At 53.3% G+C, this 12,107-nt stretch carries 8 protein-coding genes; 1 reads left to right on the plus strand and 7 read right to left on the minus strand.

Going from position 1 to position 12,107, the window contains the following annotated elements; all coding sequences use genetic code 11:
- Positions 1 to 12: 12 nt before the first annotated feature.
- The 6 genes from OR573_16410 to OR573_16435 all read right to left on the minus strand — a co-directional run bounded on the left by OR573_16410 (position 13) and on the right by OR573_16435 (position 9,070).
- Positions 13 to 1,206 carry an ABC transporter ATP-binding protein gene (locus OR573_16410; protein XGA80031.1) on the minus strand — a complete coding sequence of 398 codons (1,194 nt, stop codon included), beginning with the start codon at positions 1,204 to 1,206 and terminating at the stop codon, positions 13 to 15.
- Between the two features lie 102 nt (positions 1,207 to 1,308).
- On the minus strand, positions 1,309 to 2,157 hold the full coding sequence (locus OR573_16415; protein XGA80032.1) for an ABC transporter permease: 849 nt from the start codon (positions 2,155 to 2,157) through the stop codon (positions 1,309 to 1,311).
- A 30-nt stretch (positions 2,158 to 2,187) separates the two neighbouring features.
- On the minus strand, positions 2,188 to 5,088 hold the full coding sequence (locus OR573_16420; protein ID XGA80033.1) for a glycosyltransferase: 2,901 nt from the start codon (positions 5,086 to 5,088) through the stop codon (positions 2,188 to 2,190).
- Between the two features lies 1 nt (position 5,089).
- A complete protein-coding gene (locus OR573_16425; GenBank protein ID XGA80034.1) occupies positions 5,090 to 5,332 on the minus strand; it encodes a hypothetical protein in 243 nt (80 codons plus the stop codon).
- Positions 5,333 to 5,371: 39 nt separating this feature from the next.
- Positions 5,372 to 6,571: a glycosyltransferase gene (locus OR573_16430; GenBank protein XGA80035.1), complete on the minus strand. Its 1,200-nt coding sequence runs from the start codon at positions 6,569 to 6,571 to the stop codon at positions 5,372 to 5,374.
- Positions 6,572 to 6,730: 159 nt separating this feature from the next.
- Positions 6,731 to 9,070 carry a 5'-nucleotidase C-terminal domain-containing protein gene (locus OR573_16435; protein XGA80036.1) on the minus strand — a complete coding sequence of 780 codons (2,340 nt, stop codon included), beginning with the start codon at positions 9,068 to 9,070 and terminating at the stop codon, positions 6,731 to 6,733.
- Positions 9,071 to 9,282: 212 nt separating this feature from the next.
- Here OR573_16435 and OR573_16440 point away from each other — a divergent pair, with 212 nt between their 5' ends.
- Positions 9,283 to 10,716, plus strand: coding sequence for a mannose-1-phosphate guanylyltransferase/mannose-6-phosphate isomerase (locus OR573_16440; GenBank protein XGA80037.1), 1,434 nt, complete (start codon positions 9,283 to 9,285; stop codon positions 10,714 to 10,716).
- Positions 10,717 to 10,724: 8 nt separating this feature from the next.
- Here OR573_16440 and OR573_16445 read toward each other — a convergent pair whose 3' ends face one another.
- The gene (locus tag OR573_16445; protein ID XGA80038.1) at positions 10,725 to 12,104 is read right to left on the minus strand and encodes an undecaprenyl-phosphate glucose phosphotransferase; all 1,380 of its coding nucleotides are present in this window, start codon (positions 12,102 to 12,104) and stop codon (positions 10,725 to 10,727) included.
- Between the last annotated feature and the right edge of the window lie 3 nt (positions 12,105 to 12,107).

The following is a 12,107-nucleotide window of genomic DNA, read 5'->3' on the forward strand; positions in this document are numbered from 1 at the left end:
ACTGGGCGTTCATCATGCGGGGTCTTCAAAATTAAAAGAACAGTCTAACCGGCAAAAACCAGAGAACTTACTATAACGGTAGCCTGCCACTTCAAAGGTATCCAGGCTGTCGTGCCACCAGTAGCAGTCATCCAGATGATGGTCGCTGGAATGCAAGGCAGCAGAAAGGGTGTACTTGCCTGGTGCGATGTCTGCCTTGATGCGTACGATGACCTCCCGCTCTTCTCCTTCACGCATCTTGAGCGCCTGGCGATGTTGATGAGTGTTCTGGCCAAATACATCCTGACCATAACGGTCACGCAATAGTACCCCCAGGGCAATATCCTCAAGAGTGGCATTAGCCTTCAGTTGCAGATGGATTTCCAGCACTTCACCGCTGGCAATCATCGGGCTTTCGCTGTCCTGCCCTTGAACATGGCAGTTGGTGACCACCACTTCTTGAGTTCCGAAAGCACCGGATTCGCCCTCTCGCAAATCATCGCCTTCGGCCTGCTCGGCCATGATACGGTTATAATGATTGACGGCCCCTTCCGGGTCACCGTCATGAATCAGGCGACCGCCTTCCAGCACGATGGCGCGATCGCACAGCACCTTGACGGCGTTCAGGTCGTGGGAGACAAACAGAATCGTACCGCCTTCCTGCTTGAACTGGCGGATACGCTGGATGCACTTCTGTTGAAAATAACCATCTCCCACGGAAAGCGCTTCATCCACCAGAAAGCAGGCTGGCTCGGCGTGAATAGCAATCGCAAAGCCAAGACGCATCACCATACCTGAAGAATAGGTGCGCAACGGCTCATGGATATAGTCACCCAGTTCGCAGAAATCAATGATGGCATCACGATGACGCTCGATATCTGCCTGGCTCATTCCCAGCATTAGCGCATTAATGCGAATATTATCAACACCGCTGAGCTCCGGGTTAAAACCTGTGCCCAGTTCCAGCAGCCCCGTCACTCGGCCATCGATCTGTAAAGTGCCGGCGTCAGGCATCAATACGCCAGTCAAAAGCTTTAAAAGGGTCGACTTTCCAGCGCCATTGCGTCCCAGTACGCCAAGTACTTCTCCTGGTGCAGCTTCAAAGCTTACGTCATTCAGCGCCGTATGCTGGGTATGATGACTTTTGCCCGTCAAGGCCTCTTTCAAGCGCTCTTTTGGGGAAGCAAACAGCTTGAAGGATTTACGCAAATTCTTAACAACGATCAATGTTATCTCCTGATGCGCCAAACGCTTGCAACGTGCTCTATTGGTTCATGAAAGCGTGTAGGCCCATGAAAACGAGTCTATTCATAAAAGCAAGCCGGATCATTAAAGCGAGTCACGCAGATCTCGTTCGGTACGTTTGAGCAACCAGAAAGCAGCGTAAAGTAGCCCCACGGTAACCACCAGCATGGTGGCCAGCCCAGCAATGCCTGGCAGGCGCTGATACAAAATCAATTCACGATAGGCATCAATAAACTGGAACATCGGGTTCAGGCTGATCAGGCCCATTGCCCAGCTGGGAATAATATCGTCAACATAGACAATCGGCGTCAACCAGAACCACACGGGTAACAGTACGGCTACCCCTTCACGAATATCCTTTAGATAAACGGCCAGGATTGCCAACGAAAAACCCAGCGCATAAGTAAACATCAGCTGCAGCAGCAACACAAAGGGAACAACCAGCCAGTGCCAGTCGATAGGAAAACCGATCATGATCAGAAACAGGGCGAAGAAGACCATACTGATCAGGTACACCACCACTTCAGCCAACAGTACGGAAAGTGGCAAAGCCGCCAGCGAGGTGTTGATCTTGGTAATCATGCCAGCCCGCTCGATAAAAATATTGGTTATGGCGCTCAGGCTCTTGGCAAAGGCCGTCCAGGCAAGAATGCCGCTGATCAGATAGATACTGTAGGTGAAACGTTCAACCTCAGCACCGAAACCTTCAAGCCGTGCTCCCATAATGGCCGAAAAGATCAGTACGAACACCAGAATATTGATCAACGGCGAAAGTAGCGTCCAGACCCGTCCCAGCACCGAGCCTTTGTGACGGTCAACCAGTTCCTGACGGGTCAGCAGGATAATCAACGGCAGATGCTGACGCCACCAACCCAGTGCATGACGCATCCATTGCGTCAGTTGCGAGCGTGGCTCGCTACCAGACAATGCCATGGGCACGGCTCCTTCAATAGGTGAATAGGATTAGAAGTGATCATGAAGCACGGCAGCCAGCCACTGCTCGCTACTCTGCTGCCAACTGAGGCATGGCATACCTTCAGATGAGACAAGATCGCCGGATGCCCAGTCACGCGTCCAGGCTTGCAGCGCGTGAGCCAGTGCCTTAGGCGTCTCTGCATCAAAATACGTGGCGTAATCGCCCGCCACTTCACGAAATACGGGAATATCCCGGGCAAGGATGGCGATGCCATGATGGGCCGCTTCAATCAGCGGTAGGCCAAACCCTTCCCCATAAGAGGCCGCCACCAAGACATCACTGCGTTGATAAAGGGTTTCCAGCAAGGTATCGCTGGCTCCTTCTGCCCAGTAAAGCTGGCGGTTGCGGCGTGGATGCTGTTTGATGCGCCGAATCAGGTCATCAACCTGCCACCCTTGCTTACCCACAATAACCAGGTTGATATCGACTTTTTCTGCCCAGCACTGCTCAAGCGCCTCCAGCACTTGGCGGTGCCCCTTGCGCGGTTCAAGCGTGCCAACCATTAACAGCACAGGCCCCTGACATTGATTCAGCGGCTGCAGCCAGTGTTTTTCAGTTTTGCTGAGCCGGGCATTAGCGTTAGCTACTGGCGACGTGAAATCAGCACCAAGATGAAAGTGTTTAACCCAGGGCCGATACTCCTCTGGCGGGTAGCGTTGATCCAACTCAGCTTCCACCACGTCGGCAACGTGACGAGAAACACAGGTAATGCCATCGGCCAGCTCACGGATCGAGCCAAACCATTCCTCCATGGTGGCAGGAATATGCTCAGGAAAGCACTCTGGCAGCGACAACGGTAACAGATCATGAACCGTAAAATAGAAACGCACTCCCTGGGCGCGCATACGGCGCATGACATGCCCCGCCTGTTTAAGCAGCGGCGGGGCCCATTCCAGCGTAACGTAGCGGTCTCCAGGGCGTGCTTCTATCGGTGTATCCGGCCCCGGTGGCACTATCCCTAGTTGTTGGCTGGCAAAGCCACGCGCCAGATAGAAATCATCACCTCCCCAGCAAATCAACTCGACCCGCCAGCCCGCCGGCGGATGTCGCAAAAGGTGATCGGCAATCCGCCGCGTGACGCGTTCGATACCGGTTTTCAGGTCTTCCCAGGCAATCGTGCTGACATCAAACAGCAAACGTGGAGCGCTTTCATCCGGCGTGGTATCCACCTCGCTCAACACCTGGGTTAATTGATGAGCCGTTTTTGGTGTTTGCAGCGCTTCTGTCAACGGCGCATGAGCCGCAAGTTGATCCAGAAAGTGCTCATAGCGGTAAATCGGCGCTATCAATGGCGCTTCAATAATCGCCTGATGATATTGCTCTGCAACACGCTCCGGTGCCAGATACGTCGCCACATATTCACGCCCTGCCTGCCCGAGTTGCTCGCGTTCATCATGCTGCGAACACAGTTGGCATAAGGCATCACGTAATGATGCTAACAGTTGCGCTTCAGGCATATCAGGCAACTGCCAGAGGCTTTGCTCGGGGAGTTCCGCATTGCTGCCATGGGCGTTGGCCACCACAGCAACACCATGGGCCATCGCATCAAAGATCGCGCCTGATGTTTCACCCCGCGAATGGGTTCTAAGTTGCACAGCAATATCAGCCGCTTGCAACCAGTGTTGGTAGACTTCACGGGATGCGTAGCCTGTCACTGTGACGTGATGACCGCACGGATGTTGTTTTAAACGGCGTACCAGCTCATCACCATAGCCGCCGCTATGTTGCGCGCCCACCAGCACCAGGCGTACAGATTGCCCCGTGGCGTTTGCGACCGCTGGTTGATGTGCGTCGCCCAGAAAAGCGTCTATCAGTAAATGAGTGAGTTTTTTCGGATTAATGCCGCCAAAGCTGGCAATCACTCGCTCATCAGTATCGATGCCCAACGCTTTACGCGCTGCCTGCTTGTCAAAGGGTTCCGCCAATTGGCGCAGGTGAGGAATCAGATAGGTGGGTGGCAAATGACCTTGCTGCCAGCGTTCGGCCAATGAACGAGCAAAAGCCGAGTGATAGATAAGACCACCCGCTTGGCGAGTGACCAAGCCATTGACCGGGTATTGCTCGGCCCCGCGGGCGTTTTGAGCGGCTTCAGCATGCGCCATCAGTGCTGGGTAGCCGTGATCCGTATAGAGTTGCTGGGTCAGTGCTTCCGGTTTCAGGCCACTTTCATTCAGCCACCAGACAGCGTCAAACAAAAAGTAATCATGCAGCACCACCATGCCAGGGTGTTGCTGCAACAAACCAAACTGATAGGCGTGATAAAGCGAATTACCTACCTGGTAAAGAATGTAATCAAATTCATTGGCCCGCTGACTGAAAGTACCTGCATCAATGCACTCAAAAGACTGGCTTAGCTCAGGATCCACTTCAGGCTGATCCACGACCAGCGTCAGCGTAAAATGCGAGGCAAGATAAGGCAGTAGTTCTGCACTGTAACTGGCAATGCCGGTCGCCTGAGGTGGCAGAGGCGACACAAACGCCAGGCTAGGTTTGTTGGCGCCTTCTGATGGCAGTGTTGGCCCTTGCCGTTCCAATGCTTCACCATTAGCCACATTGACGATGATGGAAGGCGCCAGTGCATTCACCATATGCTGTATGACAATATCCACCAAAGTGCCACTGACTGCTGACAGCGCTTGCTCTTGATCCGGTAGCAGTGCATGACAGCGCGCTGGGGCTATCCCTGCGTCAAACAGCTGTCGATGCAGAGCCATCAAGGCGTTTTGGTCAAAGCCAAGCAGTAACACATGGGCTGCGGCAACATCCGCCGCGTCTTCACGGGCAAAGGCGTCCAGTAATACGTCAAGCCAATCCTGATGGGTTAAATGCGAGATGTGGCGAGCATCAACTATATATAGGATAAAGTGATTCATGCTGAGGCTATTCATGTCACGACTGCTTCCTGCGATGTTCCAGTCCATTCATCAAACGCTGCTGTCGCTCGCCGTAACCTTCAATGCGGTTTGATGTAGCAAGCCCACTATACTGACCGGCCTGAACCAGACGGATCACCCAACCTTTTAAGCGCGGAAAAGGGGCCAAAAGGCGCTGACCCAATCGCCTGAACGGCGGGTAACCCATCAGCGTTTTTACAATAGGGCGCAGTCGTTGTTTGATGATAGCCTTGATCACACATCACTCCTTGTTAATTTAAGGTAGCCTCAGAGGCGCTCAATTCATATGAGTATTCGGAACCTGATCAGGTGGTGCCAGTCGCTCCCCGAGCTTTTTATTGACCAGTGCACATAATCGCTGAGAAAAAAGGATTTCACTGAACTTCTCGGCATGCAAGCGGCATGAGGAGGGTGAAAAGGTGTACGCTTCAAAGTCTTCAACTGCTTGATGCAGGCTCGCCACTGTCTGTTCAGAAAAATGGATACCCGTGGCATTCTCCTTGTGCTCCAGACCCTTGACGGTTTCCAGCGCACCGCCGTGGCCGTAAGCAATCACCGGTGTGCCACAGGCCTGGGCTTCCAGCGGTACAATGCCAAAGTCTTCATCCGCTGCAAACACAAAGGCTTTGGCACGCTGCATCAGGCGGTGCAGGTTTTCTCCCTGCAGATAGCCGAGCAGTTCAATATGCTCGTGGCCTTCTGCCAATTGCGCCAGACGTTTGAAGTCAGGGCCATCTCCTACCACCTTGAGCGGGCGCTTGTGAGGGTCCTGCACAAAGGCTTGCACAATCAGATCCATACGCTTGTAGGGCACAAGCCGGGATGCCGCTAGATAGTAAGGTTCTCGCTCTCCGGTATACAAAGCAAAGCTGTCAGTATCCACCGGTGGATAGAGCACGTCTGATTCACGCCGGTAGTATTTGGCAATACGCTGGGCAACATTGTGGGAATTCGCCAGAAAGGCATCGACCTGGGTGGCCGTAAAGTAATCCCATTGGCGCAGGCGCTTGAGGGTTTTGCGCACATAAGCATCCATCCCTGGCAAGCGAAAACCGGCATCGTCCAAATACGCCTCTTTCATATCCCAGGCGTAACGCATCGGGGTATGGCAGTAACAGATGTGTACCTGACCGGGGTGCGTCATCACACCTTTGGCCACCGCATGGTTGGAGGAAATCACCAGATCAAAACCACGCAGGTCGAATTGCTCTATGGCATAAGGCATTAAGGGCAGACAATGGCGATAGATACGCTTTATGCAAGGCAATCGCTGCAAGCCGCTGGTATGCACAGGATGCTGGTTTAGCCAGGGCAGCTCGCCATCAGTGAGGGTGTGCACCAGGGTGAAGATTTCCGCCTGAGGAAAGGCATCTACAAGCCCTTTGAGCACTTTTTCAGCACCGCCGTTCACCACCAGCCAGTCATGCACAATGGCGACACGCAGGTGCTTAAGATGCGTTTGAGGAGCTGCTTGCATGATGAACTGGTTTCCATGTCGAGCGGTGTAAAGCGCTATAGCTTAAAGCAAGCATGGCGCTGGCTCCAGCCAGCACAGCAGACACCTAGCGACAAAAAACCCGAGCATGTTGCCATACTCGGGTCAGATTTTGATCACCCAAGGGTGTTAAAATCTATATTACATCAGTGCCAGACTTTCCTCGGACTCAGTGAATCCAATCAGCACAGCGCCCTGGCTGTCGCCGCTTGCCAGCTGCTCTACCCAATAGGCCTTGCCCTCCACGTCGGCGCTACGCTCCAGCACATTGACATACATTAGGTCGATAAAGGCACTATCATCCAGGCCACCGTTAGTGGCCTGAAACTCTTCCGAACCAATAAAATATTCACCAATTTCGTTTAGGGTCAGCTCTTCCACTTTATCCAGCCAATAGTTAAGACCTTCACTATCGGCTATACGATCAAGCGCACCGTCATACAAGCGTAATAAAGGGTCAACGCCTTCATTCAACACCTTGTCATCACGGACATCAAGGTTCTGAATACGGGTATCTTCACTGGCCGGTGTTTCTGTTTCGGAGTAAGCAACTTCACTGAACATAGCCGCCATATACTCGGCCAGCGCATCCTGCTCAGTACCTGCTTGGGCAAAGTTGAACTGCCCTTCTTTGAGATCGCTTTCTACCAGGTCAGTACGCTCAAGAATGGACGTTTCGTCCAGAGGGTAGCCATCGCCACCGTTGGCCAGGAAACCCAGGGTAACCACCTTGATGGCTTCATCAGCGTTACCTATCAACTCGCCTCCAGCCACGAGGATGTCCTGCGTCGCACCGGCATCATCAACAATAGCGGCACTCTGGATTCTTTCACCTGCAGGCTGATCCCAGTCAAAGCTGTACTGAATCCCGCTGACCTGAGCAAACTGCCCTGGGGTTACATCCGGTGCCGATGCCGCAACCGCATGCTCCAGCAGCTCAACTAGCTTGGCGCGGGTTAGCGTCAGAATGGTCAGGTCATTATTGAAACGCAACGTTGATGCAGCATCCAACTGGGATACACCGCCTTCTGGCTTGCCGATGGCCTCATTACCTGCTGGCGCTTCAAAACGTGGCTCGCCATCGCTACCTTCTACCACCACCTGACCAACAGGCTCGCGGATACCGCCGCCATTTTTGAACGACACCATGACATCAGCATCTTGCTGACGGGCATACCAAAGGTTGGCATCGGCGGTCAGGTTACCCAGGTTGGTCTCTTCGGTGCGTACGGCTTCGCGTTCGCCCACCAGATACACATCGCTAAGGCCCAGGATATTGCCATCCTGCTCAGCGACGAATCCAGCGACAGAATCTACCAGGGTATCAGCGATAGCGCCCTTGGTACCTTCTGCAAAAGCGGCATCCTTACTGCCCCACAGTGCTTCAACCTGATCATCCGTCGATGCGTAAACGCCAGAGGTGTCCTCGTCCAGGGAGTCCACAAGCAGACGACCATTTTCATCAAACTCAACGACAAGCTGGCCCACGTAGCGCCAGCCCGCATCAGTGTTGATAATGGCTACATCATTACCAGCAGCGTCCTGGGTAATGATCGGATATGTATCGTATGGCTCGGGTGCGGCAGGGAACAGGCCACGCTCAGCGTCTTCAGCGTCTGCCAACAGAGTGTTAGAGCCACCGGCCATCACTATATCGACACCCTCCAATAGAGTTGCCAGCTCTTCTTCAAACTGGATCTGCTGAAGGTGAGACGCCAAGACAATTTTGTTGACACCCTGGTTTTCAAGATCATCAATAATCGGCTGAACCAGCTCCGCTAGCGCCTGCATATCGTTGCTGCCGCCGGCCAATACCTGGGTCTCGCCAGGGGATGAAATGCTTTCCAGAATCTGCGTGGTCAGGCCAATCACCCCCACTTTTTCATCGCCTACCTGCTGAATCATGGCAGGCGCAATCTTGGGCGGTGTTGCACCTGCCAACAATTCATCGGCGGTGGCCTGGAAGGCATCGGCTTCTAATACTTGATCAGTGGCCAACCCAGCCAGATTTTCATCCGCTGAGAAATCCAGGTTAGCAGAAAGATAAGGAAAGCTGGCCCCCAACCACTGGATTTCTTCCAGGGTCGGGTTTTCTCCCAGCATCGGCGCAAGCATATCGGCAATCAGCTCCGTGCCCTGGTCAAACTCATGATTACCAAAGGTGACCGCGTCAATACCTATCAGATCTGCCAGCAGGGTTTCAATCCGCCCGGATTCAGCACTGATACCGGAAAGCGAGCCTTCCGGCAGGTCATAAATCAGTTCAGCCGCCTGCTGCAGCGCGGGTTGAATACTGTCATCTCCCGCCGCGGCAAGGTAAGGCCCCGGCAGGATCAGATCCCCGGAACTCACAAACAGCGTATTGGCATACTGATCTTCAAGATAGTCGACAATTGACACGAAATTCGGCGCATTCAGAAGATCGCCACCGCCGCCTTCCATATCCGCCGCATGCAATAACTGAAGTTTGAAATTACTCATCGAAAATTACCTGATTTGATGGAATCGGTTCCTTAGGGAAATCCGAGGATAGCCAACAAAGCGTGACAAAGCGGTGACATTCAAAAGACAACCTGAAGAAGGCAGGGATAACTCCTCAACATCCACAAGATCGCGTATGATTCAGTTAATTAACGTCAAATAACAACGAAAACGTAAATAAAAGATACCGACAACCAGCTTTAGAGGGCAGCATGATCATACCGGTAATCCTATCCGGTGGTTCGGGTTCACGCTTGTGGCCTGTATCACGTGAAGAATATCCCAAGCAGTTTCTTAATCTGCACCGGGACGATCAAAGCCTGCTTCAAGAGGCCGCTTTACGGGTCAGGCTGCTCGACAATGCCCAGCCACCTTTAGTGGTCTGTAATGAAACCCACCGTTTTCTGGTCGCCGAGCAGCTGCACCAGATCGGTATTGATAACGCCCAGATTATTCTTGAACCCTGTGCCCGCAACACCGCGCCGGCGATTGCGCTGGCAGCCGCGGCCGCATTGCTGGCCGATACTGAGGCAGAAATACTGGTCATGCCAGCGGACCATGTCATCAAGGATGAAGACGCTTTTATTCAGGCAGTTGAAAAGGGCCGTTCCCTGGCAGCACAGGGGCAACTGGTGACCTTTGGTATTACCCCACAGCGGGCTCACACCGGCTACGGTTACATCCAGCGCGGTGATGCCAAAGGCCAAGGGTTTGAGGTCGCCGCCTTTGTTGAGAAGCCCAACGCCACTCGAGCGGCCGAGTACCTGGCCAGCGGGAAATATCTGTGGAACAGCGGTATCTTCTTATTCAAGGCCCGTGATTATCTGAACGCCCTGCGCCAGCATGCGCCTGAGATGCTTGACGCGACGGAACGTGCCTTTGCCTCGCGCAGCGAAGATATGGATTTTACCCGCGTCGATAAAACGGCCTTTGCCACCAGCCCAAGTGATTCCATCGATTACGCCATCATGGAAAAAGTACGCAATGTGGTTGTAGTTCCCATGAACCCGGGATGGAGCGATATCGGAGCCTGGGATGCTCTGCATGAGCTGAAGGCAACGTCTGATGACCAAAACACCACCCATGGCGATGTGATGTTGCACAACACCCATGGCAGCCTGATTCATAGCGAATCACGCCTGGTCACCGCCGTCGGCGTTGAAAACCTGATTATTGTTGAGACTGCAGATGCGGTACTGGTGGCTGATCGACATCAGGCGCAGGACACCAAGAAGATTGTCGAGGCCCTGAAAGCAGCCGGACGCACGGAATCGAAGAATCATCAGCAGGTATATCGCCCCTGGGGCTACTACCGCACCCTGGCGCTGACTGATAGCTTTCAGGTCAAGGAAATTGTCGTCAAGCCAGGCGCCAAGCTGTCTCTGCAGATGCATCATCACCGCGCTGAACATTGGGTGGTGGTAGAAGGTACCGCCCAGGTGATCCAGGGCAAGGGCCATGGCGACATCGAGTCGCTGCGCAGTTTCCTGCTTTCAGAGGATGAATCGACTTATATTCCCCTCGGCACGGTGCATCGGCTGGAAAATCCCGGCGTTATCCCCCTCAAACTGATCGAGGTGCAGACAGGGTCATACCTGGGTGAAGACGATATTGTGCGTTACAGCGACGATTATGGCCGCGAATAAGCGCTGCTTCAGGGCTGGTAATTAACAAAACCTCGAGTCAGCGTCATGGCCAGAATCTTGAGGTCAAAACTGAGCGACCAGTTCTCGATATAATACAAATCGTACTCAACACGTTTCTGCATCAGGGCTACATCGTCAGCAATCCCACGTAGCCCGTTCACTTGCGCCCACCCGGTCATGCCCGGCTTGACCCGGTGGCGCTGCATGTAGATATCAATATGATCTTTATAGTGATCATTATGATCCATGGCATGGGGGCGCGGCCCTACCAGAGACATACGCCCCTGCAATACGTTATAAAGCTGCGGTAATTCATCCAGGCTGGTGCGGCGCAAAAAGGCTCCCAGGGGCGTCACTCGCGGATCATTATAAGTGGCTTGTTGGGTATGCCTACTCTTATGCAGGGTCATGGTACGAAATTTGTAGATCTTGAAACGTTTGCCATCCAGGCCGTGGCGTTTCTGTTTGAACAGTACAGGCCCCCCCATCTTCCAGCGCACCGCCAAGGCAATCACCAGCATGACCGGCGTAAAAAAAACAAATAACACGAGGCCAAGCACACGGTCTTCCAGTACCTTAAGTACACGCGTTGGCCCGGTGAGCGGTGTATAGTTGAGTTCCAGCGAATAAAGCCCGGCCAACTGGGTAATACGGTGATTGAGCAGGCGAATATCCGGCTGCTCAGGGAAATAACGCACCGTGACCGGCACACCTGCCAGCAGTGCCATCAACTGGCGCACGCGTACGCCGTCTGCCAATGGATAACCCAGCCAGACCTCGTCAAAATCACGCTGAAAAATGCTCGCCTGAGCCAGCTGGCGAATTTCAACAAGAAAAGTTTTTTTTGAGCTGTCACTGTCTATATAGCGCTTGGCAACAATATACCCCGCGTGGGGCGTGTCGATCACCTGGCGCTCAAGTAATGACAGGTTGTCTGCATGGCCGATCAGCAAGACCCGTTTCTGATTGCGCCCGGCGGCACGCATATGGCGCAGGTAAAGATAAAGGCTGACACGCGTGACCATACCTATCAGTAACACCGCCAGGGCGGCAGTGCCCATCCATATTCTGGAGTAAAGATGTACGCTTTGCAGTGCAGTCAGCAGCAGGCTTAACAGGGTAATGGTAATCGCCCAGGTCAGAGTATAGACACCCAGCATGGTATAAAGACTGCGCCCTCGCCAGGGCTGATAGAGGCTTAATAACTCGCCAACCGCCGGGAACAGCAGACTGCCAATCAGAACAAGGAACAGGTAATCACTGCTGCCATCCGCCTGGGGCATTAACCACATGACAACACAGGCAGTAACCAACACAACGGTAGCATCCATGATATGCATGGCACGGCGTAGCCAATCACTATGTTGTGAATTTTTAGCAGCCACCATGGC

Source organism: Halomonas sp. CH40, assembly GCA_041875495.1.
In the GTDB taxonomy this organism is placed as follows: domain Bacteria; phylum Pseudomonadota; class Gammaproteobacteria; order Pseudomonadales; family Halomonadaceae; genus Vreelandella.